The organism is Leptospira selangorensis (assembly GCF_004769405.1).
Taxonomy (GTDB): Bacteria; Spirochaetota; Leptospiria; order Leptospirales; family Leptospiraceae; genus Leptospira_B; species Leptospira_B selangorensis.
Window position 1 is genome coordinate 56,523 of record NZ_RQES01000016.1, and the last position, 24,000, is coordinate 80,522.

The following is a 24,000-nucleotide window of genomic DNA, read 5'->3' on the forward strand; positions in this document are numbered from 1 at the left end:
TCGTCTTTGATGATCCAAAGGTAAAAAACGATGTTATCACCTAAAAGAGTTAAGTTCAGAAAAAGACAAAGGGGCCGCTTGAAAGGAAACGACGAGCGTGGTTCCAAAGTGTCCTTCGGAGAGTTCGGTCTTAAAGCCGTTACTTCCGGACGTTTGACTGCAAGACAGATCGAAGCGGCAAGGATCACTATCAACCGTCAGGTAAAAAGAGGCGGGAAACTTTGGATTAGGATCTTCCCTCATCTACCTATTACTAAAAAACCAGCGGAAACTCGTATGGGTAAAGGTAAAGGTAACCCTGAGTTCTGGATCGCAGAGATCAGACCTGGTAGAGTTTTATTCGAAATGAGCGGAATCGATGAGGCGACCGCTAAAAAAGCTTTGGATCTGGCTGCTTATAAACTGCCTGTTCAAACTGAATTCGTGAAGAGGTCTACGCTGTGAAAAAGATCAAACTCGCAGAGTTGAAAGACGCAGAAATTTTAGCACAATTGGAAGATGCTTACAAAATCATTCGTACAGCACGTTTCCAATACGGAGTGGCTCGTTCTTTGGAAAACCCGAAGGTGATTACTAATGCGAAGAAAAAAATCGCACGCCTTCTAACAATCCAAAAGAACAGAGAGTTGGCTGCGAAGTCTGGCGCTACTAAAGCTAGACGTTATTCAAGAGCTACTCGTAAGAGACAGGCTCTGGCAAAAGCAAACGCTTCTGCTAAGAATGTAGCTAAAGGAACGAACTGATTATGGAAACTGCAAAGAAGCATATAAAAAAATCACTTCTTAGCGAAGGTAAAGTTGTGAGCACCGCTATGGACAAAACCCTAGTGATGTTAGTAGAGGCTCGTAAGACTCACCCTAAGTTTAAGAAGATCGTTCGTAGAACCGTTAAAATGAAGGTTCATGACGAAAAAAATGAATGCCAAGTAGGAGATAGAATTCTGGCGATTGAAACCAGACCTCTATCCCGTGAAAAGCGTCACCGTCTATTTAAGATCGTAGAAAAGGCAAAGTAAGATGATCCAACAGGAAACCATCCTCCAAGTCGCCGATAACTCCGGAATAAAAAGAGTTATGTGTATTAAAGTCTTAGGAGGCTCTAAAAAACGTTACGCCTCCGTAGGAGACGAGATCATCGTCGCCGTTAAAGACGCACAACCTGCTTATGGGTTAAAAGATTCCACGGGGAAAAAGGTCCATAACAAGGCCGTTCAACGCGCAGTAGTCGTCAGAACTAAAAAAGAAATCCGTCGTCCAGATGGTTCTTATATTCGTTTCGATGATAACGCAGTCGCAATTATCGACGACAAAGGAAACCCGAAAGGGACCCGTATTTTCGGGCCAGTAGCTCGCGAACTTCGCGATAAAAAATACGCTAAGATCATCTCCCTAGCGCCGGAGGTTTTATAATGTCTAAGCTGACGTATCGGGGATCCGAATATACAAAATTCAAATCCGTTCGCCTTCACAAAGATGACGAAGTAATCGTTATCGCAGGAAAAGAGAAGGGAAAAAAAGGCAAGATCCTAGTAATCGATAAGAAAAGGGATCGTGTAGTAGTAGAAGGACTCAATAAACGTAAACGTTTCTTAAGACCTACCCAAGAAAACCCTCAAGGTGGTATCGTAGAAGTGGAAGCTCCAATGCACATTTCCAACGTAATGTTCTACGATTCCAAGAAGAAGAAGGGAGTTCGTCTGGGCTACCAAGAGAACAAAGGTAAAAAAGTCCGCGTTTCTAAGCCGGAAGGGAAAGAGATCTAAGTCATGGCAGCAGCTAGATTGAGAGATAAATACGGGAAAGAAATCGTTCCCGCTCTTCAGAAACAATATAACTTCAAGTCCATTATGCAAGTTCCTCGTTTGGAAAAAATCGTTCTAAACGTGGGAATGGGTGAGGCTCATACCAACCCTAAAGCATTGGAAGCGGCTGTAGAAGAACTCGCATTGATCACCGGACAACGCCCGGTTAAAACCAAGGCTAAAAAATCCATCGCAGGATTCAAACTCCGCGAAGGTATGAGCCTCGGTACCACAGTAACCTTACGTGGAAACTATATGTATGAGTTTCTAGATCGTTTGGTGAACGTGGCTCTACCAAGGGTGCGTGACTTTAAAGGAGTTTCCGAGAAAGGTTTCGACGGACGCGGAAACTACAACTTCAGCATCAAAGAACAAATCATTTTCCCAGAGATCAAAGTGGATAAGATCAACACTCTCTACGGGATGAACCTGACCTTCGTAACGAACACCAAGGTAGACGCAGAAGCTTATAGCCTTCTCGCTGCTTTCGGTATGCCGTTCCGGAACCTGAGATAAGGAGCCCGCAATCATGGCTAAGACCTCTTTAATCGAAAGACATAAGAAAAAAAAGAAATTCAAAGTACGGGTTCACAACCGTTGCCCACTTTGCGGACGCCCTCGCGGTTACCTAAGAAGATTCGACATGTGCAGAATTTGCTTCCGGAAGCTTGCTAGCCAAGCTCAAATCCCGGGCGTAGTTAAGGCATCTTGGTAAGGAGGACATTATAATGAGTTTATCTGATCCAATCGGTGATATGCTGACCCGCATTCGTAATGCTGGTCGCGCAAAACATGAGAGTTGTGTGATTCCAGGAAGTAAGATCAAACGTTCTATTCTGGAGTTATTAAAAGAAGAAGGATTTATCAACGGCTATGAGCCGGTGACTAACGGAAGTTTCGAAGATTTCAAAGTTGCTTTGAAATACGATGTAACCAAAAGACCAGTGATCCGCGAGTTAGTTCGTGTATCTAAGCCAGGTCGTAGAGTTTACATGAAAAGCGAAGAGATCCGCCCATATAAAAACAATATGGGAACTATGATTCTCTCCACTTCCAAGGGAGTTATGACCGGCAAAAAAGCTCGGAAATTACGCGTAGGAGGAGAGGTTATCTGTAAACTCTCTTAAGAGTGACGGAAACTTATAAAGACCTATGTCCAGGATTGGAAAAGCAGAAATCAAACTTCCGGATAAAGTGGAAGTAAAACAGGACACCACCGTAATTAAAGTGAAAGGTCCTCTAGGTGAGTTACAAACTCCTATTTTTGCAGGAATCTCTCTGAAAAGCGAGGGTGGAATTGTAAAATTAGAAAGATCCAGCGAAGAGCAAAACGTAGTAGCTCTTCACGGATTGACCCGCGCTCTTCTTATGAATAGCGTAAAGGGCGTAACCGCTGGTTGGGAAAGAAACCTGGAGATCACAGGGGTTGGTTATCGTGCTGCTAAGCGCGGTGAAGATCTGGTGATGAACCTTGGATATTCCCACGAGGTTGTTTATAAAGCTCCTAAAGGAATTAAGATCGAAGTCATTGAACAAGTGAAGATCAAAATTTCCGGGATCGACAAACAACTGGTCGGACAAGTTGCGGCGGATATCCGTTCTAAGAGACCTCCTGAGCCTTATAAAGGTAAAGGGATCAAGTACAACGACGAATTTATCAAGAGAAAGGCCGGAAAAACCGGTAAGAAGTAAGGCCATGATTAATAAACTGAAAAAAATCGCAGCCAAACGCAGAAGAGCAGAGCGTTCCAGATTCAAACTGAGACAATCCAGCTCTCGCCCTAGATTGGTTTTCAATAAATCCAATCGTTATCTTTCCGCTCAAATAGTGGATGATGCACAAGGAACTACCTTAGCAGCAGCTTCTACTTTAGAAGCAGGTTTTGCAGGTAAAAGCCGCAAAGATAAAGAAGCTGCTAAGGCTTTGGGAAAAGCGATCGGAGAGAAAGCCGCTTCTAAAGGTGTGAAGGTAGTTATGCTGGATCGTTCCGGAATGATCTACCACGGAAGAATCGCGGCTTTCGCGGACGCAGCTAGAGAAGCTGGACTGGAGTTCTAATAATGGCGTACGAACAAGATCAAGAACAGAAAGAGTTTAACGAGAAGGTCGTAAAGATCGATCGCGTTGCTAAAGTTGTAAAAGGTGGACGTCGTTTCTCCTTTAACGCTCTAACAGTAGTTGGAGATGCAAAAGGTAAAGTAGGGATCGGATTCGGTAAAGCGAACGAGGTTCCGGATGCGATCCGTAAATCCATCGAATCCGCTAAGAAAAATTTGGTGAAAATCCAATTCAGAGGACATACCATTCCTCATGAAGTGATCGGAAAATTCAAATCGGCAAGAGTGATCCTGAAACCGTCTACTGCGGGAACTGGAATCATCGCCGGTGGATCCGTTCGTTCCGTAGTGGAGAAGGTTGGGATCCAAGATATTCTTAGCAAATCTTGGGGTTCTTCGAATCCAGTAAACATCGTAAAGGCGACTCTGGACGCTCTTCAACAATTGGAGACTCCGGTATTAGCAGCTCGTAAAAGAGGAATCACTCTGGCTCGTCTTTTCGGAAACGACGTAGGATAATAAACATGGAAACCGTAATCGTTACTCAGATCAAAAGTAATATCGGGATTAAAAAAGGCCAGAAGCTAACTCTGGCTGCTTTGGGACTCCGTAAAACCGGACAACAAAGAAAACATACTCTAACTCCGCAGGTGAAAGGAATGATCAATGACGTTCAACACCTGGTCCGAGTCGAAAAGGCGTAATTAGGTAAGGGAAATGAGTAAAGAAAGAATTAAGGCTGCTCTGGCGTTCGGAAAAGAGCGCACCGAAAAGGGAGACAAGCCGGCGGGGAACACCATTCCAGTTCCAGCAGGTTCTACTAAGAACAAAAAACGTTTAGGTCGTGGTATCGGTTCCAAAACCGGTAAAACGGGAGGACGTGGTTCTAAAGGACAGTATGCTCGTAACACTGTTCGTAGAGGATTCGAAGGTGGGCAGATGCCTATCCACAGAAGACTACCTAAGCGCGGGTTTACTTCTATATTTCATAAAGATTTCTTCCCAATCAACTTGAGAGACATAGAGAAAAGCGGGTTGACCGGCAACATAGATGCCAAAATTATGGTTGAATCGAAGATTCTTGATAATGAGGGCACTCTTTTCAAGATTTTGGGAACCGGTGAGATCACAAAAGCGGTTCATATAGTAGCGGATGGTTTTTCCGCTTCTGCCAAGGCAAAGATAGAGAAAGCAGGCGGATCCGTAAAACTTCGCTCAGAATTAGCTTCTAAAGAAGCTTAATCCGAGTCGTTTTCGACCATTTGTCTGAAACGAATCTTTAATGTTTAAGGAGGGACTCGGGGAAACCTTTGAGTCCCTTTTGCCCGAAAGGGGAATGACCAGGAAATAAGGAAAGAGAACAAAGCAATATGCTGACTTCGATCGCAAATATCTTCAAAATTCCAGAATTAAGAAACAAGGTTTTCTTTACTCTTGGCATGCTCTTACTCTTCCGTCTCGGAACTCATATTACTATTCCTGGTATCGATCCTAAAGTAGTTTCCGCAATCGCTTTGGATGCAAACGCAGCCGAAGGACTTGTAGGAATGTTCGACATGTTTGCTGGAGGAGCTCTTCTAAACTTCTCCATCTTTGCATTAGGGATCATGCCTTATATTTCATCTTCCATCATTATGCAGTTAGTGATGGTTCTTGTACCTTCTTTACAAAAACTCCAAAAAGAAGGAGAAGAAGGTCGTAAGAAGATCAGCCAATACACCAAATACGGAACTATCCTACTTTGTGGAGTTCAGTCTTTAGCGGTGATCCGTTTGGCTCAACGTTGGTCTTATGGAGCGGACAATGCACCTGCTCTTCACCCAGGTTTGATCCATTCTTCTGTAGAATCTTGGTTCTTCTTCATTGCTCTATTATCTATCACTACTGGAACTGTTCTTTTGATCTGGTTAGGTGAACAAATCACTGAGAGAGGGATCGGTAACGGTATTTCTCTTTTGATCTTTGCCGGCATCGTAGGACGTCTTCCTGTTTCCGTAGCTCAGTTGTTCCGTGAGAACTTCGTAGACGGACTGAACATTATCATCCTTCTTCTTTTATTCATTCTACTCATTGCATTAACTGTTCTTCTTACTCAAGGTGTCCGTAAGGTTCCTTTACAGTATGGAAAACAAATGGTGGGAAGAAAAATGGTCCAAGCTAAGTCTCAAAGTATTCCTTTTAAAGTGAATGGCGCGAGCGTAATGCCGATCATATTCGCTTCTTCTTTATTACTTTTTCCTCAAACGATCATCCAACAGATCTCCGAGCTTCCTAACTGGGCGGGCTGGGTTCTTTTATTGGATTATCTGAATCCTTTCTCTCAGACTTGGTATCACGCTGCGTTCTATTTCTTCGTATATATTGCGCTGATCGTATTCTTCGCGTATTTCTATACGGCGATCCAATTCAATCCTGGAGAACTTGCTGAAAATCTTCGTAAGTATAATGGATTCATTCCTGGAATTCGTCCAGGTTCTCATACTAAGGAATATATCGAGAAGGTCCTAAACAGGATCACTCTTCCTGGTGCCGTTTTCTTAGCGGGACTTGCATTAGCTCCTTATATCATTATTCGTTTCTTAAATTTAGGAACGAACTCCGGTGGTGGATCCTTAGTTTACACTTTCGGCGGAACTTCTCTACTAATCATGGTAGGGGTGGCATTGGAAACTCTGAAACAATTAGAGTCCCAATTGCTTATGAGAAACTATGATGGTTTCTTGAAAAAAACTAAGATCAAGGGAAGGTCTTAAGAAAATGAATTCCATCATTTTCATGGGCCCTCCGGGTGCTGGTAAAGGTACCCAAGCAAAGATACTTTGCGACACTTTGAGAATTCCTCAGATCTCCACTGGAGATATTCTGAGAGCTGCCGTTAAAAACGGTACTCAAATGGGATTAGAAGCGAAGAAGTATATGGATGCCGGAGATTTAGTTCCGGATTCAGTTGTTATTGGCATTATCAAAGATCGTCTTGTAGAGCCTGATTGCAAAAACGGATTCTTATTGGATGGATTTCCAAGAACCGTAGAGCAAGCGGATGCTTTGGATAAAATCCTAAGCACGGAAGGTTTGAAAATTAAAAGAGCGATCAACCTGGAAGTTCCTGATCAAGAACTTCTGGAACGTTTATTAAAACGTGCAGAAATCGAAGGTCGTTCCGACGACAACGAAACAACGATCAAGAGTCGATTGGAAACTTATAACAAGAAGACTCTTCCATTATTGGACTACTATGCTGCAAAAGGAAATCTCTCCCGTGTAAACGGAGTGGGGAACTTGGATACAGTCACAAAACTGATCGAGAAGGAGTTAGCTTAACTTGGCGAAAGAAGATGCAATCACCGTGGACGGTACCGTTTTGGAACCTCTCCCAAACGCTATGTTCCGCGTAGAGCTGGAAAATGGTCATAAGGTTTTAGCCCATATTTCCGGTAAAATGAGAATGCATTATATCAGAATCCTCCCTGGTGACAAAGTTACCGTGGAGCTTTCTCCTTACGATTTAACCAAGGGTAGGATTACCTACCGCAAAAAATAGGAACACGTTATGAAAGTAAGAACTTCCGTAAAAAAAATCTGCACTAGCTGCAAAGTTATCAGAAGAAAAGGTGTGATCAGAGTGATCTGCACCAACCCTAAACACAAGCAAAGGCAAGCATAATCATGGCTCGTATCGCAGGTATCGATCTTCCAAGAGAAAAAAGAATCGTTGTTGGTCTAACGTATATTTACGGAATCGGCCGATCCACTTCTCGCAAACTTCTCGCTAAGGCGGGAGTAGATGAAAAAATCAGAGTGAAGGATCTTTCTGACACTCAAGAAGCTGCTCTCAGAAAAGCGATCGAAGAAAGTATCAAGGTAGAAGGAGATCTTCGCTCCGAAAACCAACTCAATATCAAAAGATTGATGGATATCGGTTGTTACAGAGGCCTGCGTCATAGAAGAGGTCTTCCAGTTCGCGGTCAAAGAACCAGAACAAATGCCCGTACTCGTAAGGGTGTTAAGAAGACCGTTGCCAATAAGAAGAAGGTGACTAAGTAATCATGGCTGAAGATAAAAAAGGCAAAAAAGAGAAAAAGGTTAAGAAGAAGGAGAAAAAGGTCGTTCCTCGCGGAAAGGTCTATATCACCGCTTCTTTTAACAATACCATCATCACCATCACTGACTTGGCAGGAAATACACTGTCTTGGTCAACCGCTGGTGCTATGGGTTTCCGTGGATCCAAAAAATCTACTCCGTATGCGGCTCAGATCGCAGCGGGGAATGCTGCCGAGAAAGCAATCGACTCTACCGGCTTAGCCGAAGTGGATGTTCTGGTTTCTGGCCCAGGTATCGGACGCGAATCCGCAATCCGTTCCTTAGTTGCTAGAGGACTTTCCATTAAAATGATCAAAGACGTTACACCTTTACCTCATAACGGCTGTCGTCCGCGTAAAAGAAGAAGGGTTTAAGGTAGGAATAATATGGCAAGATATAGAGGACCTGTCGTTAAACTAATGAGGAGAGAAGGTGTTAACCTTTACCTCAAATCCAGTTTTACTTTCAATAGAGATAAGTTCCATAAAAAGGGACCTCCTGGTATGCAACCTAAACGGAAACCGAAAATTTCCGAGTACGGTTCTCAGCTTCGTGAAAAACAGAAGTTGAAAAGAGCTTACGGACTTTTAGAAAAACAATTCCGTAGCCTTTACGAAGAAGCATCTCATGCTCACGGTGTAACCGGTGAAATTCTTCTTCAACTTTTAGAAAGAAGATTAGATAACGTTGTATATCGTTTAGGTTTCGCAGTGACTAGACGTCAGGCGAGAAACTTCATCGCTCATAACCATATTTTGGTAAATGGAGAGAAAGTGGATATTCCATCTTTCCGTTTGAAAGTAGGCGATAAGATCGAGATCAAACCTAAATTTAGAACTTCTGGTTTTATTACCCAGAATATCCAACTGGCTCAATCTCTGAATAATATTCCTTCTTGGGTGTCTTCTGATTTCATTCAGTTCTCAGGAGAAATTCTGTCTTTGCCGGAACGTCATCATATCGACATTCCAGTGAAAGAGCAGGTGATCGTGGAGTTGTACTCCAAGTAATTTTATTGGGAAGGGTTTCTAAGTGTCTCTAAAAAGTTTACTCAAAGGATTTAAACGTCCCAAAAAGATCGAATTTACTACGGAAGCGAATACTCCTAACTACGGAAAATTCGTAGCGGAGCCTTTCGAGCGCGGTTTTGCGACCACAATCGGAAACTCTCTTCGTAGAACTCTCATGTCTTCCATCGAAGGTGCGGCTATCTCCGCACTTCGTATTGAAGGTGTGAACCATGAGTTCTCTTATATCGAAGGAGTCGCTGAAGACGTTACTCGTATCATCCTAAACCTCAAACAAGTTCGTATTAAATACGAGCCTGAGGATAAGGATCAAAGCAAAGTTATCCATTTGGAATTGAAAGGTGCGGGATATTTCAGAGCCGGAGATCTGGCTGTGGATTCTTCCATCGAGATCATGAACCCGGATTTGCATATCGCAACTTTGAATGAAGATGCGAACCTTGTATTGGATCTCGAAATCCAAAGAGGAAGAGGATACGTTCCTGCAGAAGATAAGAAGAAGGATATAGAAGTTCTTGGAACTATCCCAATCGATTCTATCTTCTCTCCGGTTCAAAAAGTAATTTTCGAAATTTCCGAGACCCGTGTGGCTCAGAGATCCGATTATGAAAAATTGACTCTGGAAGTTTGGACAGACGGATCCATTTCTCCTGAGGATGCAGTTGCTCAAGCGGCTAAAATCCTAAAAGAACACCTTACGGTATTCATCAACTTCGAAGAAGAATTAGAGGAAGAAGAAGACGAGTTAGACGAAGCGGACGAGAAGTTGAAAGCTTCCCTTTCCAAACATGTGGAAGAACTCGAACTTTCTGTACGTTCCCTTAACGTTCTTCGCAGTTTGGAAATCGACTTCGTTGGAGACCTTGTTAAGAGATCCGAAGAAGAGATGTCCAAATCCAAACATTATAGCGAGCAAGGTCTCGCAGAACTGAAGTCTAAACTTGCTGGTTTAGGACTTTCGTTCGGAATGAGAGATTTCTAATATGAACAAAAGAAATAAAGTAAAACATCTCAACCGCGAAAAAGGTCATAGAGACGCTCTGATCAATAACATGATCACTAGTCTTTTCAAATACGAGAGAATTGAATCTACTCAAGCAAAATTGAAAGTAGTTCGTTCTCACGCTGAGAAGATCATCACCAGAGCAAAAAGAAATCTCGCGACTGATATTGCTCCAGCGGTTGCACTTCACAATAAACGTGAAGTTTTAAAAAGAGTAAAAGATCGTAATATTGTTACGAAACTTTTCGAAGATATCGCAGTTCGTTATGCAGCTGTAAACGGCGGATACACTAGGATCCTGAAAAAGATTAACAGAGCTTCTGACAATTCCGAAGTAGGAATTTTAGAACTCACTAACAGAAAGGATCGTTCCGCTCTTATCAAAGAAATCAAAGATAAGAGAGAAGCTATTTCCGACGCTAAAAAAGAAAAAGCGGCAGCTCCTGCTCCGGCTAAAAAGGAAAAAGCTCCTAAAAAAGAAGCTGTTCCTAAAGCAAAAGCAATTAAGAAATCAGCAGCTCCAAAAAAAGCAGTTAAGAAAGCTGCTCCTAAGAAGAAAAAATAATATATATAATCCCCGAAGAGATGGGAGATATGTGGGCCCCGGTGTTGGAAACAGCATCGGGGTTTTTTCTTTTTAAAGAGGTGCGTTAGATAGAAAAGAATGTATTTTTGGGAATATCTAATATGATTTCAGGAAAATACATTTTCGGTCAAATAAACGAAGTTTTCCAAAAACTATTAAACCGTTTGAACATGGTTCCTTATTGGGACCTTATCCTGTCCATAATCGTCTTTATTCATATTTCTTATCATCATGCCTGGCTTTCCGACGATGCATTTATCAGTTTTAGAGTAGTTGATAATTTTGCGAACGGCTTTGGACTTCGCTGGAACGTAGTGGAGAGGGTCCAAGTTTATACAAATCCTCTTCTTGTTTTACTTCTTCTTCTGCCGTACATTCTCTGGAAGAATATTGTAGCGGTTTCATTTATTCTTTCTTTTTTGTTCGGAGTTCTTTCCTTAATCTTCCTGAAAAAGCTCTCTTCCTCTAGATTTTCTTTTTTGATAGCGGTAACCTATCTATTTTCCTCTAGAGCGTTTATTGATTATACTTACTCCGGATTAGAGAATAGTCTGAATCATTTAATCCAAGCTGTTTTCTTTTTTATACTTTGGAAAGAACCGGCAGAACCGAACAAAAGTAAATTACCCGTGCTTACCTTTTGGGTTTCTATTGGTCTTGTTTCCAGATTGGATTTGATACTCGTTTTGTTCATTCCCTATCTGGTATTATTCTTTTTAGAATTTTCAAAAGGTCTAATTGATCGGAAAACGATTTTACGTTCCGCTCTTTTCGGCTCTCCGATCGTTATTTGGTTTTTATTCGCGGGGATCTATTACGGTTCATTTCTGCCAAACACGTATTATGCGAAAACGAACATCACTGAGACATTTTTAGAAACTGCTCTCCAGGGTTGGCATTATTACGAACGTCAGCTATTTTGGGATCCGATCTCATTTTTGTTTTTTCCGATAGCGATGATAGTAGGTGTTTGTTTTAAGAGACTCAATAGACTTGCACTTTTGACCCTTGCTTCTTTATTACCTTTTTTTCTATATCTTGTCTCGGTCGGCGGTGATTTTATGGTGGGGAGATTCTTTACCCCTGCTATATTCATTCTTGGTCTTTCACTTGCGAAAGAATTCCCTTTTAAGAAAAAAGAAGCCATACTATTGCTATCATTATTATTTATTTATAATATTGCATTTCGCTTAACCCCTTTCCATCCTATGCCTAAAAAGCTTTCCTACTATAAAGAGGCTCGTTCGTTTGAAAATGGAATGCCATATGACATAGCGGATGAAAAAGGGTTTTATTACTTGGATACTGGGTTAGCATTTCGTAATTATCCAACCTCCTGGCTCGCAAATTTAGCAGGCAAGAATAATGTTTTTGATATTAAAGAATCTGTTGTAATACAAGGAATGATAGGAAGGTCCGGTTACGTTTACGGGCCAGATTATTTTATTGTCGATAAGTTCGCTTTGGCCGATCCACTTTTGGCAAGACTTTCCGGTTCAGGAAGGATAGGACACAAAAAGAGAAAGATACCGGAAGGTTACGTAGATGGTTTGAAGAAGGGAGAGAATGGAATCTTGGATCCAGGCTTAAAACAATATTATGAAGGTATCCTGAAGTTAACCCATGGACCGATTTTTACCATAGAACGATGGAATTTGTTTTGGAAATATCAATTCGGAGAATATAGAAAATATACGAAGGAATATAAATAAGATAGAAGGTGTATCTTATCAGAACCCTTTTGCTTTCAAAAACTCGTCCAACTTTCCTACGAGTGCACTTTCTCCATCTAATTCTTTTGCTTTTTCCAATACCGATCGTGCATCTTTAAATTTGTTCAAAAGTCTATAATTATCTGAAAGATTGATCAAGTTTGCTAGACGATGGGGTTGGGTATCTCGGACCTTCTCCGCTGCGTCTGCTGCACGTTGGAATTCCTTCATATGTTTATAACATAAGGACAATAAGAACCAGATATTATGGGATTCTTGATCCAAATTCAAATAACGTTCCAACCATTTTGAAGCTTTGGAGAATTCTTTTTTATCATAATAGATCTGTCCGATCAATCTTGCGGATTCTTTAAAATTTGGAGCCAAGTTCCAGGATAATTCTAGAAGTTCGAGAGCTATTGGTACTTCTTTTTTCGCTAAATGTTGTTTCGCTTGGTTGTACTTTGCTACTGCATCGTTATATTTAGGATGTTCAGGATCTATTAATTCTTTATAACCGATCCTTATAAGAGAAAGATCGTCCGCTATCGCGCCTACTCCATGTAGTTTTCCTGCGATCGTATCCAGATCACCTTTGGAATCTTCCACAATTCGCACGAATAAGTTCTCGTCCTCGTTCATTTTCCAATTGATCCCGTCCGAGCTGATATTGATATCATCCCTTCCGTCCGAGCCTAAGAAAAGAACGTCTCCTGGCTGCAGATACGATTCATGAATTTTAATATTCGCTCCGAATGGAGATCCCAATTTCCATGAAGAAAGTTCCGGTGCTAAAAAGGATGATCTATCATCTCTGAATAATACAGGCCAAGGATGTTCCGCATTCAGTATGAAGATCTTTCCGGTTTTATCATGTATAAGCCCAAATATAGCGGATGCCATCATAGTCCCATCGAATGTTCTGAATATTTCATCCAGTTCTCGATGAGTTTGGAGCATCCAAGCTTCTGGATTGATTTCGATTGTCTTTCCGTGGCTTGCAGAACGAGACAAGATATTATTTACGGCGGTTCCAAGTACGATCGCTCCTCCTGCACCTTGGAGAGATTTTCCCATTGCGTCTCCATTTAAGAAGAAGGTCCATTTTTCTTTTTCGGATCCGAACAGTAGATTTCCGCTGATACAAATATCTCCACCGAGTTCGGATTCCCTGTTTTTGAATGTGAACTTCTTCTTTTGTTCTATATAGAAGATGGTACTCACGTCTTGGGAAGTATTCCAGTTCGTCATGAGTGGTTTACTTAAGAGAGAAGTGAGATAATAATCACCATCTTGCTGGACCTTGAGAGCTTGGATCTCCTCCATTCTTTTGGTGACTTCTATCGTTCGTTCGTCTACTTTTTGTTCTAAAGTGTTTGCGTATTCTTCTTCTACTGCGCCAATTTTGCGGAAGATCAGGATCACACTTTGAGTAATATAAGATACTACTGCTAAAAATACTAATTTTAAGGATTGTTCCGAAATAGATGCATATCCTGGAGAGATAACTTTGAGTTCGTCTTCAGTGAATTCTACTCCTCTGAAGATAGTATTTAAGATCACGAGTCCTTGTCCGACTACGCTGAATAGTCCTGAAAGTTTTGCGACTGTTGGAGATAATAATAATACCGAATACACGATGAAGATCATATTGATCGCATATAAAATGATCTGGCGGATCACTCCGGACGCCATATTCCTGTCTGTCCAGGACGCTACGAACATGACTACTGATAAAATGGTGATGTCTGCAAGCACGGAAACTTTACCGACCATAGAAGGGATTTTTCCGTATTTCTTATTGCAGTAATGATTATAGTAAGCATAGCCAAGCATGGAGCCTGTCCCGATCAGATACGCTGCATTTTGAACTGCAGAGCTCTGGGTCCAAGCGGCAGCGAGGGAGAGCAGGAATAATCCCGCTAAACCGAATCGGATCCGATTGATCGTCAGTGGACCGGAGGCTATAATTCTCTCCGTGATGAGTTCCTTTTTTTCTTCCATCCCTAATCGGCCTCTTTTGGAAATCGCCTACTGTATTTGGATTAGTGAATATATTTTTGAACGTATCATCTACAAATTTTTTACAGAATGTAGGATAGTTGTAAAAATATAATCCCGCCTCCAAATACTTAAGACGGAAAAAAATAAGAGAAAAGTAAGTGGCTCCTTTAAAAACAATCTCGCAATTTAAAACTTTCTTTTATTGTTCGGCCGGATAACCTCCGTAAGTCATTTTGCCGGTTAAGTAGATTGGACTCTTCTTTTCGTTTAGGATCCGAATATTCAGCCCTGCTTGCAGAGTTTGCAATGCTTGGATATCAAACGTAGCGCCTGATCCGTCTACCAAGATTGCATAATGTATACTTTCATTCAGATCTTCTTCGGGATCTAGATCATCCCAAACTAATGCTAGATTTCCTGATCCACTTTCTCGATTTCTATCGTCCGTTAAGATCGCTTCATTCGATTCTTGTGTAAGAGCTCCCGGAATTTGTTTATTGTAGATACGTTTTTCGGTAATTAGAACAGTATCATTTTTATTAAAATGAGGAGGCAGATAGATTTCCGTAGGAGCATCCGAACTTCTACCTTTCCAGATCAGTAAGATAAATCTTTTATCTCCGAAATATTTTGTTCCATTCTGGACGGTTTTGATTGCGGCCCAGGCAAATACATTGTTCCAAGTATCGTATCCGATCGCATTATAATGAGAGCTTACGGCTCTTCCTTGGATCCTTCTTACATATGCTCTTTGCGTCACATGATAATCCATATTGAAGGTTGCTCCGTAATTTCCGATCACTGAGAAGTCTTCGTTATTCCAAGCATCTTTTGTAGTGATAAGTTTAGAACTATTACCATTCATATACTCGTTATGTTTATCATAGTAATAATCCCAATGCCATTGGGTTCCGGATACGATCGGATTGTAGAAGTCTGCAAACCTTGTTTTAGTGGTCTGCGCCTTGTCGGAAATTTCCATGGCTTGGTAGACCGCATTGATCATTCTAGGCGTATCTTTAGCGCCCACTCCTTTTAACCACATTCCGAACTCACTTAAGAAAGATGGAATATTCAGGAACCTTGCTTCTTTTCGGATCTCATCCAGGTATTTGAAATATGTAGCATTGTCTATCCCTGTCAGATCTGTTCCCATTCTTCCTGCGTCATAAAAGTGAGAATTGAATGCGAACCCTTCTCCAGGTAGAGTAGTTAAATGTCCTCCTCCAGTTGCAGGCGCTACAACTCCTACATTTGTGTTCCAGAAAACCAATGGTTCTGCAAATACCAGTTTAGCCTGCCATCCGTTTTGGGTTAGGGCTTCTCTTACCTTTCTGTAAAAAGGCCAAAGCTTTTGGTTATCCCATTGTGCAGGACTTAAACCCTCCATTCCTCCGTCTACAGGTTCATTGAATGGGTCTAGTCCTACAATGTAATCGAACTCTTCTGGACTTAGCTTTTCCTTAATATAGGCTGCGGTCTTTCCGATCTGCCAGAGATATTCTGTCTGAACATATCTAGTTCCTGAGGAAGTTGAAATAGATGAATTATTCCAGAAGTTACGAAAACCTTTGCGAACAGCTTCGTTTGTAAGATTGTTCTGACTCCAAGTAGCGCAAATAATTCCACAATATTCGGAAGGATAAGAACTTCCTGAGATAATCCAAGAAGGAGCGCCATTCCCAGTATGCCAGGAGTTCTTATTAAATAGATGTCTTGAGTAAAGATCTTGGTGATAATCGAGTAAAATATACATCTTCTTGGAGATCGCTTTTCTCATCTGAGAGATAACTGCGTCCAAATAAACATAATTGATCGTGTTTACAGCCGGATGAGTCCCTTCCCATGCAATTGTGAACCGGATCATATTGGAACCGGTGGTCTTGCCTAATCTATTAAATGCAGTTTCTGCATCTGAATCGTTTGCAAAAGGTTTGAACCCATGTTGAACAAGTTTTACATTCCCTGAAATATTGAATCCTCGGAAGGATACTTCTCTTCCCAAGCCATCTAAGAAAATTTTATCGGTGATCCCGTTAAAAGTTTTATCTCCAACTAAGATCTTGCGCTCTAATTCACTATTTGTATAATCCAAGCTATGAGTAGCAGGAATGTTCGGATTAGATTCCAAAATGGAATATTCGGATTTAGAATTTAGATTGGGTCCGTTCCCAAGAAGACTAATTAACTCCGGAGATATATTTTTTTCAGGACTGCAGGCGAATATGCAGATAACACCAAGGGCGATTATATATTTTTGTATTCTCTTCATGGGCGAGCAAGATAGCTATCTCTTCCAGAGATCCAAGTCTTATTTGACAAAAAGGAAATTTATAGACTTTCTATATTTTCGAGTTTAAGAAATAACTGTACTTAAATTAAGTTTTTTGAAATCGTTTTATAATTAAGAAAATTTATAAATACTTATATTTCACTTAGCCGAATTGAAAGGAGATATTAGATGAAAATTGTTTGGATCATTCTGTTTAGCTTGGTCGGTTTTATAGTTTTAATCGTGCTTTCTGGATATTTACTTCCAAAAGATCATATTGCAAGTGTAGAGAAAGATTTTCCGTCTTCTCCTGAAAGTATATACAAGATCATTCGTAATGTCCGCGAGTATCAGGTTTGGAGAAGTGGATTAAAATCCGTGAATATTGAATCTGATACTATCTGGACAGAGTCAGATTCTCATGGAAATAATATTCGTTTTGGAATTATAGAAGAACGTTCTCCTAATTATTTGAGAACTAAAATACTAAGCGAAGATCTTCCTTTTGGTGGAGGCTGGGAATTCGAAATCAGCCAGAATGGTCCAACGACTAAATTAAAAATTACTGAGAAAGGTTTTGTAACGAATCCTTTATTTAGAGTTCTTTCTAAGTTTGTATTTGGTCATGATGCGACTATGAAAACTTACTTGGAAGATCTTAATAAAAGGTTGGGGTTATCGGAGATGTGAGTGGGAAGGACAGGGCAGGGGAAGTGAGAGAAGGTTGTAAATAAAAATTTAGCTATTATCTTTGTTGGAATTCCAACAAGATGAAGAGCGGCAAATTATAGTTGTGGAAGATTCGATTTTGTGATAAAGAGATCGCTGCGTGTATCGAACGCTTTTTTTTGGGTACCACCGGCCAGCCCCCTTCGCAGCGACCATAGGAGCGAGAAGACGACCGTCTTTGACGAGTCGATGACCGAGAAGCCGAGGTCAAATGAGAATAACGCTAAAATTAAAACAGCGCGTGCATCGAACGCTTTTTTGGGTACCACCGGCCAGCCCCCACCCAAAGAGGGTGGGGCCACCCTCAAACAAATCTAGATCAACAGTAGATTCCCCTTAGTACAGGCCCACAAAAGAGCTCTCTATCCTCGGTTCTTCTCCGCTTGTTTAGAATATTTTCTCTGGTAGACGAATCGGATAGCTTCCGCTTCTAGCCAAGGAACTGGTTTTCCGCCACCTAGGATTTTAGATTCTACGAATGCCTTGCTTGCTTTTTCTAAAACCATACAAACTGCATGAACATCATCTATACTTTTATGAGCGCATAACGCTCCCACATCTTGAAGATATACCGCGTTTCTTCTGCTGATGGCAGAAACGATCTTCTTTAATCCTTTTTCATCTTTTTGATTTGGAACTACTTTTGCATTCGGACCTACGATCTGGGCCATATCATCCAAGAAGGGACGTACAGTCGTTCCTGCCATAGAGCATGTTGTTACATTCTCTTGAGTAGAGTGAACGATAACAGTAAATTCGGGTCTTGCTAAATAAAGAGAAAGATGTTGGATTGCTTCGTCAGGAATATCTTTCGGAAAGATTTGATTTTCTTCCAAAGGAATTTCTAAAAGAGCGGTTTTGGATTTTTTACCTATCGTATTTAGATCCGCTTTTTTAGGAGTGATCCAAATACTTTTTCCGATCTTAACACTGGCGCATCCGTTCTTAGTTAAAATCCCTTCCTTCACTAACTGAGGAAGAAATTTTTGAAGATCCATCGGGCTATCAGGAGCTTTCATGCTGATTTTACCAGTCCGTAGTTTTTGAGATACCAAGAGCGGATAGAATCTCTGTCTCCTTTTTTATAGCCGGAAACTTTTAAGAATTCTTTCTCTATGAATAATTGGCAGACTCGTTCTAATTCGAGTGCAACTTGGAAAGCATCTTCCATATCTTTTCCTACGCAGAGAGTTCCATGGTTTGCTAAAAGGACTGCTTTACTTCCGGATTTATCCAATGCATGGATTGCCATCTTGATCAGCTTCTTAGTTCCAGGAAGTGAATAGTCAGTGCAAAGCACAGGGCCTCCGATGATCTTTTTCATCTGAGGATTTAGAACAGGCACATCCTTTCTCGCAGCTGCAACCACTGCTGCTTGTAGTTGATGAGTATGGATAACCGCACCGATATTCGGGCGAAGTTTATAAGCAGCAGAATGGAGCCCCTTCTCATAAGAAGGTTTAATCTTTCCTATATGAGTAAGGTCTTCGATGTTTACTTGTACGATCTCTTCCGGAGTTAGATCCTCGTAAGTTCTGCCGGTAGGAGTGATCGCAAAATAATTTTCATCAATACGTTGGCTGATATTTCCCCAAGTTCTTGCAATCAGGCCGGACTTCAAAAGTCGGATCCCAGTATCTCGAACGATTTTTTTGGCCTTATCTATTTCCATATTCTTCTCCTATTCAGCAGAATTAAAGGTTATACACCTTCGACTTTTTGGAAAACTCTTTCGAATCTTTTTAATGCATCATCGATCACTGCATCAGTGTCTGCGGCGCTTGTATACAAGCGGCTGCCTGCTAATGTTACGATACCTTCTGCCATGTAAGCTGCGCCCATTTCTTCCATCGCTTTTTTGCGAGTATGAGCTTCTTTGATCGTAGACTTGATCTTCCAGAATTTTTTGATATCGATCTCTAAAAGCATGGTTCCAACAGTTTCTAAGTGGCAGATAGATCCTTGGTTGAATGCCACGAAAGGTAGATTATACTTCTTAATTAGTTTTTGTAAACCAGCAGTGATCCTATCACCGGCCCTTCCTGCTTTTTCACAGGCTTTTTGTTTTTCGATCTCGAGAAGAGTGTAATAACCTGCAGCAGAACTAAGAGGGTTTGCCGCCATAGTTCCGCCGATCAAAGCCTTTTTGACCCCTGTTTGGAGTCCTGCAGAAAGATACTTCATGTATTCCTTCTTTCCACCCAAACCACCGGCGGAAGGATAACCACCGGCAACCACTTTTCCGAAAACTGTTAGATCAGGAGTGACTCCATAATAACCTTGAGCTCCACTGAGACCGATACGGAATGCAGTAACTACTTCATCAAAGATCAGTAATGCTCCATACTTGTCGCAAAGTTCTCTGACTCCTTTATTGAAGTCCATATCTATTGGGCGAGTTCCACTTTCCGGTCCGATCGGTTCTAGGATAACTGCAGCAGTGCCGCCTCTCCAACGGTTTCTTTTTAAGGTTCTTTCTAATGCGTTTAGATCATTCGGATAGAATTCTTGGGTATATTTGAAAACATGTTTAGGAATCCCGTGAGACTCGAAATGTCTTGTTCCAGGAAGACGAAGTCCATAAGCAAGCTGGTCACTCCAACCGTGATATGCTCCACCCATCTTCACGATATTTTTCTTTTTAGTAGCAAGTCTTGCGACACGGATAGAAGCCATACAAGCTTCTGTTCCGGATCCTAACATTCGGAACATTTGGACAGAAGGCATGTGCTCCACAATCTTCTCCGCAAGTCTTAACTCATACTCATGGAATAGACCAGTCACCGGGCCTGTTGTTTCCAGAAGTTTAACAACCTGTTTACGAATATTAGCTGGGTTACTTCCTAATACTGTAGGACCTCCTGCTTGCAAGAAGTCTATGTATTTGTTCCCATCCAGGTCAAATAAATGCGCTCCGGAAGCTTTGGTGAAAACAAGAGGGAAGGGATAATTGAATGCGAGATTATGCTGCACTCCGCCTGGAATATATTCGGAAGCCTCCGCGATCATAGTCTTGGATTTAGAGCATTTTTTCTCAAAATATTCCTGAAGGTATTTCTCCATTTCATTCTTCTTAATGGAGCGAATTGGCTGGCGAATCAGGTCATGAAGTTGTTTATAAACCCCTTTTACGTCTGGGTATTGAGAAATTGCGAAGCCGGTAGACATATCTTTTTCCTTTTTTTGCGGAATATAGGTTGACAGTGAGTGAATACTCACTCACTGTCAACTAGAAAATACAGAAAAGATACTTCCGGGAAAATTTTCCGTATTCCGGAGGTTAGGAACCGCTCAGGTAGTAAATATAGGAAGTACTGTGGCCGAATTTACCTCTTCAAAATACAATAGAGATACTTTTGATAAGATCCCGGAAGAAAAAAGGACCAGGATACTTTCAGTTGCGATCGCAGAATTTGCAAACCGAGGTTTCAATAATGCGAACACTAACATTATTGCAAAGAAGGCCGGGATCAGCGTTGGGTCCTTATACAAGTACTTCGATACAAAGGAAGATTTTTTTCTTACCGCAGTAGGTTATGGAATCCATCAATTAGAAAAAACTCTCGAAGAAGTTTTAAGCGAAGACAGCGATCTTTTCGGTAAGATAGAAAGAATATTAAGAATTATCCAAAAACACTCCAGAGAGAATCGAGACATCATTCGTTTATACAATGAGATCACTGCCGAAGGGAATTCTGAATTGATCCGAGGACTTTCCTCCGATATGGAAAGTGTTTCCGCTAAAGTTTACACTTCCTTATTGGCAGAAGCAAAGAAGTCAGGATCTGTGAGCAAAGATGTAGATGAGAAAATTTTCGCGTTTTGCATAGATAATCTTTTTATGATACTTCAATTTTCTTATGCGACTGAGTATTATCGTGAAAGAATGAAAGTTTATTTAGGAAAAGATTTTGATAACGATGAGAAGATCGTGAAAGGAATAATGTCTTTTATTCGCAGGGCATTAGAGAAGAAATAGGCAACGATTCGATTTAGAAATCGAATGACCTAACTCTATCGATTGTGGAGGCTTGCTATTGGTCCTTCCCAATAAACTCGAATCTTTTCATCATTCCGAATTCTAAAATTGCAGATCTACTTTCCGAATTGATTGTTTTGGCTACTGCTTCCATTAACTTTTGCTGTACAAGATAGGCATTCGGATTGCTCATATCTACCCCAATCAATCCGTCTTTGGATGAATAAAGATACTGTTGATCTGAGTTTAGGCTATATTTCCACTCATAAAATTGCAATCCTGCATAAACTGAAATAGTAGGGGTGATCCTATAAACTAATCGATATAAAAGATGGAAACCGTTTGCGTTCCAGGAAAGATTCTGCCATTGCCTGTAAAATGCGACCTGAGATAAGTTTGCGGGGACAAGTGCGGATACTATACTCCCATCCTGGTTTCCGGATAGAGTTAGATTATGATATTCTAATCTATTTTCCCATCTTTCTCCCATTCGAATGGTTGCTTTTAGTCCAACAGTATAACCTTTAAGAGTTTCGTTAAATTTCATTACACCTTGGGAATATAGATACAGGCTATTACCCATATAATAGGATGTGGATAAATTTGTATCCTGAGATTGTCCCCAGAAATATTGGTACCCGATTGTGGGTCTTAGATCGAACCTTTCATTTGTAAACGCAAGAAAGGATATTTCATTTTTCAAAGAACTTTGTCTTTCCGGAAAGCTCCCGGTGCTGTGCATCATCCCACTCGCATAAGAATGACTATCGTAAGTGCTTCTGTTCCCTAAATAAGATCCTGTAATTCCTCCTGACCATCTTCTCCAGGTGTAAATCGCTCCGTATGTTTGGGATAATTCAGGAGAATGTGTTGGCTTATCGATCACTGTAGGAAGAGTTCCCGAGAGAAGTCCTATTTTGTTTTGGGTTTGTACTGGAAGTCCTTGAGTTTCAGGAGAATATCTTCCCGCGCCTAATCCGAAATAGGCCTCTAGGTCATTTCGTTTTAGCTGATCTATATGGAAATTTACGAAAGGTTTTGGTGCTTCCGTAATTTGTGGTATTGGAGTTTGTTCTGTTTGGACCGGCTTTTTCTCTTCCTGAGGAAGTTTAGCAGGCTCGTTGAAGCTAACCGTATTAATCTCAGACTTGTTTAGTTGTATCGTTTTTCCTTCTGCCGTTTTGATCGTCATGTTTGTGGCAGTCTGTTGTAATATTTCTGCACGAATGATCTGACCATTCTTCAGATAGATAGTTTTCATCTCCGCGAACAGGGAAATAACCGGAATCAATAATAGAACAAAGGGTAGAAGGAACCGAAAAGAATACAATTTCATCTGTTACGTATTCTGTATCTCAAAACCTTGGAGGCAATAATTTAATGCTTTAAATTTGAGTTCATAAACAAATTTCAATTATTGAGAGAATTCGAATCTTTTCATTACTCCGAATTCTAAAGAAGAAGCTTTGCTTGTGGCAGGGGTCATTTTTGCCGTCGAAGTTAATAGAATATTTATTAATACCAGTTCTTCCACAGGGCTAGGATTGCCTAAATTGGCTAACCCGGTGAAAGATTGATCGAATGATTTTAAAGAATATTTCCACTCAAATGCTTGGATCCCTACCCAAAAGGAGAGAGTGGGTGTCCATTTATAGAGTAGTTTATAAGAAAAATTGAATCCTTTCGCATCCCATTGTATACTGTCTTTATTTATTCCGTAATCGAAAAAATTCGGAGCATTGAGCATCGATAGCTTCCCATTGGAGTACTGGGAGCCTGAAAGAGCTAAATAATGCAGTTCTATTCTATGTTCCCATCGTTCACCTTGTCTCACCGTAGTTTTTAATCCTATAGAAGGACCTTTTAACTTTTCCAAGAAGTAGTACTGATACTTGAAAAAAGAAGTTAGTTCATTTCCGTTATAGCCGGTCGAAATTGTATTATTATCCTCTGTTTTTCCCCAAAACTGAGAATAACCGAAGCTAGGTCTTAGATCGATCCTTTGATTCGTGTAAGCAAGAAATGAAACATCTGCTTTTAAGGAACTCTGTTTTTCTGGAAATGTTCCAGCGATCTCCTGTAGACTTGCCGTGTTAGAATATACTTTTATCCTTTCAGAAGTTTGTCCGCTGAAATGATTTCCGCTTAGGCCGAATGCAAACTTTTTCCAATAGTATATAGCACCCATACTATATGCTAGGCCTCTTTTATAACTGGGTGTATCATGATCGGGAGGGATTTGTCCGGTTAGGGCATTTGCTTTCACCGAGGCCTCATTCAAAAAGGATTCACTAGGAGGTCGATATGTTCCCAAACCCGCTCCGAAATATAGTTCTAGATCTTTTCTTTTAGTTTGATCGATTGCGTAAGGGCTAGCTGCTTTGTCCACTTCAGGCTCGGGCTTTTTAGTAGGTTCCAGTGTGGGAGGAGGGGGTTCTTCAATAACTGTAGTTTGTTGTTTTAATTTTTCCTCTGATTCTTTTTTTTCCTGGATAGTAGGTTCTTTATAGCTAACTCTTTGGATCTCTTTTTTACTGAGCTGTTTGATCTTTCCATCTTCCATTTTGATCTGCATTGTGGTCGCAGTTTGCTGGATGACTTCTCCTCGTAAGATCTGTCCATTCCTCATATAGATCGTCTGCATTTCTGCAAATAGTTCGGCTATGGGGGAAGATAATAAAAGGATAAATAAGCAGATTCTTATGTTGGAACTTCCCATAACGCGGGATATTAGAACGAATATTTACA

At 40.9% G+C, this 24,000-nt stretch carries 32 protein-coding genes; 25 read left to right on the forward strand and 7 right to left on the reverse strand.

Going from position 1 to position 24,000, the window contains the following annotated elements; genetic code table 11:
- Positions 1 to 30 precede the first annotated feature (30 nt).
- The 23 genes from rplP (at position 31) to EHO58_RS10805 (ending at position 12,268) form a co-directional block, all read left to right on the forward strand.
- Entirely contained in the window at positions 31 to 444 is a 414-nt protein-coding gene (gene rplP / locus EHO58_RS10695; protein ID WP_008593851.1) for a 50S ribosomal protein L16, read from the forward strand.
- Positions 441 to 743 (forward strand): 50S ribosomal protein L29, encoded by a 303-nt coding sequence (gene rpmC, locus EHO58_RS10700; RefSeq protein ID WP_135629007.1) that lies wholly within the window; start codon positions 441 to 443, stop codon positions 741 to 743. Before rplP ends, rpmC begins: the two co-directional genes overlap by 4 nt.
- A gap of 2 nt (positions 744 to 745) precedes the next feature.
- A complete protein-coding gene (gene rpsQ, locus EHO58_RS10705; RefSeq protein ID WP_008596401.1) occupies positions 746 to 1,015 on the forward strand; it encodes a 30S ribosomal protein S17 in 270 nt (89 codons plus the stop codon).
- 1 nt (position 1,016) lies between these two features.
- Entirely contained in the window at positions 1,017 to 1,409 is a 393-nt protein-coding gene (gene rplN, locus EHO58_RS10710; protein ID WP_008596038.1) for a 50S ribosomal protein L14, read from the forward strand.
- Positions 1,409 to 1,762, forward strand: coding sequence for a 50S ribosomal protein L24 (rplX, locus tag EHO58_RS10715; RefSeq protein ID WP_135629008.1), 354 nt, complete (start codon positions 1,409 to 1,411; stop codon positions 1,760 to 1,762). Before rplN ends, rplX begins: the two co-directional genes overlap by 1 nt.
- A 3-nt stretch (positions 1,763 to 1,765) precedes the next feature.
- Positions 1,766 to 2,317: a 50S ribosomal protein L5 gene (rplE, locus tag EHO58_RS10720; protein WP_008594895.1), complete on the forward strand. Its 552-nt coding sequence runs from the start codon at positions 1,766 to 1,768 to the stop codon at positions 2,315 to 2,317.
- A gap of 13 nt (positions 2,318 to 2,330) precedes the next feature.
- Positions 2,331 to 2,516: a type Z 30S ribosomal protein S14 gene (locus EHO58_RS10725; RefSeq protein WP_010513640.1), complete on the forward strand. Its 186-nt coding sequence runs from the start codon at positions 2,331 to 2,333 to the stop codon at positions 2,514 to 2,516.
- Between the two features lie 13 nt (positions 2,517 to 2,529).
- On the forward strand, positions 2,530 to 2,928 hold the full coding sequence (gene rpsH / locus EHO58_RS10730) for a 30S ribosomal protein S8 (RefSeq protein ID WP_008594088.1): 399 nt from the start codon (positions 2,530 to 2,532) through the stop codon (positions 2,926 to 2,928).
- A 25-nt stretch (positions 2,929 to 2,953) separates the two neighbouring features.
- On the forward strand, positions 2,954 to 3,493 hold the full coding sequence (rplF, locus tag EHO58_RS10735; protein ID WP_135679910.1) for a 50S ribosomal protein L6: 540 nt from the start codon (positions 2,954 to 2,956) through the stop codon (positions 3,491 to 3,493).
- 4 nt (positions 3,494 to 3,497) lie between these two features.
- Positions 3,498 to 3,860 (forward strand): 50S ribosomal protein L18, encoded by a 363-nt coding sequence (rplR, locus tag EHO58_RS10740; protein ID WP_135629010.1) that lies wholly within the window; start codon positions 3,498 to 3,500, stop codon positions 3,858 to 3,860.
- A 2-nt stretch (positions 3,861 to 3,862) separates the two neighbouring features.
- Positions 3,863 to 4,378 (forward strand): 30S ribosomal protein S5, encoded by a 516-nt coding sequence (rpsE, locus tag EHO58_RS10745; protein ID WP_020770439.1) that lies wholly within the window; start codon positions 3,863 to 3,865, stop codon positions 4,376 to 4,378.
- 5 nt (positions 4,379 to 4,383) lie between these two features.
- A complete protein-coding gene (gene rpmD, locus EHO58_RS10750; RefSeq protein ID WP_008594182.1) occupies positions 4,384 to 4,563 on the forward strand; it encodes a 50S ribosomal protein L30 in 180 nt (59 codons plus the stop codon).
- 13 nt (positions 4,564 to 4,576) lie between these two features.
- Entirely contained in the window at positions 4,577 to 5,101 is a 525-nt protein-coding gene (gene rplO / locus EHO58_RS10755; protein ID WP_100724362.1) for a 50S ribosomal protein L15, read from the forward strand.
- 128 nt (positions 5,102 to 5,229) lie between these two features.
- Positions 5,230 to 6,612 carry a preprotein translocase subunit SecY gene (gene secY / locus EHO58_RS10760; protein WP_086448211.1) on the forward strand — a complete coding sequence of 461 codons (1,383 nt, stop codon included), beginning with the start codon at positions 5,230 to 5,232 and terminating at the stop codon, positions 6,610 to 6,612.
- Between the two features lie 4 nt (positions 6,613 to 6,616).
- Entirely contained in the window at positions 6,617 to 7,180 is a 564-nt protein-coding gene (locus EHO58_RS10765) for an adenylate kinase (protein WP_100724363.1), read from the forward strand.
- Position 7,181: 1 nt separating this feature from the next.
- Complete coding sequence (gene infA, locus EHO58_RS10770) at positions 7,182 to 7,400, forward strand: translation initiation factor IF-1 (protein ID WP_008595303.1); 219 nt, start codon at positions 7,182 to 7,184, stop codon at positions 7,398 to 7,400.
- 9 nt (positions 7,401 to 7,409) lie between these two features.
- Positions 7,410 to 7,523: a 50S ribosomal protein L36 gene (rpmJ, locus tag EHO58_RS10775; RefSeq protein ID WP_008594142.1), complete on the forward strand. Its 114-nt coding sequence runs from the start codon at positions 7,410 to 7,412 to the stop codon at positions 7,521 to 7,523.
- 2 nt (positions 7,524 to 7,525) lie between these two features.
- Positions 7,526 to 7,903 (forward strand): 30S ribosomal protein S13, encoded by a 378-nt coding sequence (gene rpsM / locus EHO58_RS10780; protein WP_100710931.1) that lies wholly within the window; start codon positions 7,526 to 7,528, stop codon positions 7,901 to 7,903.
- A gap of 2 nt (positions 7,904 to 7,905) precedes the next feature.
- A complete protein-coding gene (gene rpsK / locus EHO58_RS10785; protein WP_008595617.1) occupies positions 7,906 to 8,313 on the forward strand; it encodes a 30S ribosomal protein S11 in 408 nt (135 codons plus the stop codon).
- A gap of 12 nt (positions 8,314 to 8,325) precedes the next feature.
- Entirely contained in the window at positions 8,326 to 8,949 is a 624-nt protein-coding gene (rpsD, locus tag EHO58_RS10790) for a 30S ribosomal protein S4 (protein ID WP_100710932.1), read from the forward strand.
- 22 nt (positions 8,950 to 8,971) lie between these two features.
- Positions 8,972 to 9,949, forward strand: coding sequence for a DNA-directed RNA polymerase subunit alpha (locus EHO58_RS10795; RefSeq protein ID WP_008593478.1), 978 nt, complete (start codon positions 8,972 to 8,974; stop codon positions 9,947 to 9,949).
- A 1-nt stretch (position 9,950) separates the two neighbouring features.
- Entirely contained in the window at positions 9,951 to 10,535 is a 585-nt protein-coding gene (gene rplQ, locus EHO58_RS10800; protein WP_135679911.1) for a 50S ribosomal protein L17, read from the forward strand.
- 122 nt (positions 10,536 to 10,657) lie between these two features.
- A complete protein-coding gene (locus EHO58_RS10805) occupies positions 10,658 to 12,268 on the forward strand; it encodes a hypothetical protein (RefSeq protein WP_135679912.1) in 1,611 nt (536 codons plus the stop codon).
- Positions 12,269 to 12,286: 18 nt separating this feature from the next.
- Here EHO58_RS10805 and EHO58_RS10810 read toward each other — a convergent pair whose 3' ends face one another.
- Both EHO58_RS10810 and EHO58_RS10815 read right to left on the reverse strand, forming a co-directional pair.
- Positions 12,287 to 14,272, reverse strand: a complete 1,986-nt coding sequence (locus tag EHO58_RS10810; RefSeq protein WP_135679913.1) for a PP2C family protein-serine/threonine phosphatase — start codon at positions 14,270 to 14,272, stop codon at positions 12,287 to 12,289.
- 199 nt (positions 14,273 to 14,471) lie between these two features.
- Positions 14,472 to 16,544, reverse strand: coding sequence for a glycoside hydrolase family 5 protein (locus EHO58_RS10815; protein WP_135679914.1), 2,073 nt, complete (start codon positions 16,542 to 16,544; stop codon positions 14,472 to 14,474).
- A gap of 189 nt (positions 16,545 to 16,733) precedes the next feature.
- On the opposite strand from EHO58_RS10815, the gene EHO58_RS10820 reads away from it, so the two are divergent.
- On the forward strand, positions 16,734 to 17,234 hold the full coding sequence (locus tag EHO58_RS10820; RefSeq protein WP_135679915.1) for an LIC10604 family protein: 501 nt from the start codon (positions 16,734 to 16,736) through the stop codon (positions 17,232 to 17,234).
- Positions 17,235 to 17,635: 401 nt separating this feature from the next.
- Here the strand turns inward: EHO58_RS10820 and EHO58_RS10825 are convergent, their stop codons facing one another.
- Genes EHO58_RS10825 through EHO58_RS10835 form a run of 3 tightly spaced genes read right to left on the reverse strand, consistent with a single transcriptional unit; the run spans position 17,636 to position 20,441 of the window.
- Positions 17,636 to 18,292, reverse strand: a complete 657-nt coding sequence (locus EHO58_RS10825; RefSeq protein ID WP_135679916.1) for a class II aldolase/adducin family protein — start codon at positions 18,290 to 18,292, stop codon at positions 17,636 to 17,638.
- On the reverse strand, positions 18,289 to 18,945 hold the full coding sequence (locus EHO58_RS10830) for a class II aldolase/adducin family protein (protein ID WP_100724373.1): 657 nt from the start codon (positions 18,943 to 18,945) through the stop codon (positions 18,289 to 18,291). Before EHO58_RS10830 ends, EHO58_RS10825 begins: the two co-directional genes overlap by 4 nt.
- 29 nt (positions 18,946 to 18,974) lie before the next feature.
- Positions 18,975 to 20,441, reverse strand: a complete 1,467-nt coding sequence (locus tag EHO58_RS10835; protein WP_135679917.1) for an aspartate aminotransferase family protein — start codon at positions 20,439 to 20,441, stop codon at positions 18,975 to 18,977.
- A 148-nt stretch (positions 20,442 to 20,589) separates the two neighbouring features.
- On the opposite strand from EHO58_RS10835, the gene EHO58_RS10840 reads away from it, so the two are divergent.
- Positions 20,590 to 21,252 (forward strand): TetR/AcrR family transcriptional regulator, encoded by a 663-nt coding sequence (locus EHO58_RS10840; RefSeq protein ID WP_135679918.1) that lies wholly within the window; start codon positions 20,590 to 20,592, stop codon positions 21,250 to 21,252.
- Between the two features lie 55 nt (positions 21,253 to 21,307).
- On the opposite strand, the gene EHO58_RS10845 is transcribed toward EHO58_RS10840, so the two are convergent.
- Together EHO58_RS10845 and EHO58_RS10850 are read right to left on the reverse strand one after the other, a co-directional pair.
- On the reverse strand, positions 21,308 to 22,588 hold the full coding sequence (locus EHO58_RS10845) for an LA_0442/LA_0875 N-terminal domain-containing protein (protein WP_135679919.1): 1,281 nt from the start codon (positions 22,586 to 22,588) through the stop codon (positions 21,308 to 21,310).
- Between the two features lie 78 nt (positions 22,589 to 22,666).
- Positions 22,667 to 23,971 (reverse strand): LA_0442/LA_0875 N-terminal domain-containing protein, encoded by a 1,305-nt coding sequence (locus EHO58_RS10850; protein ID WP_425269441.1) that lies wholly within the window; start codon positions 23,969 to 23,971, stop codon positions 22,667 to 22,669.
- Positions 23,972 to 24,000 lie beyond the last annotated feature (29 nt).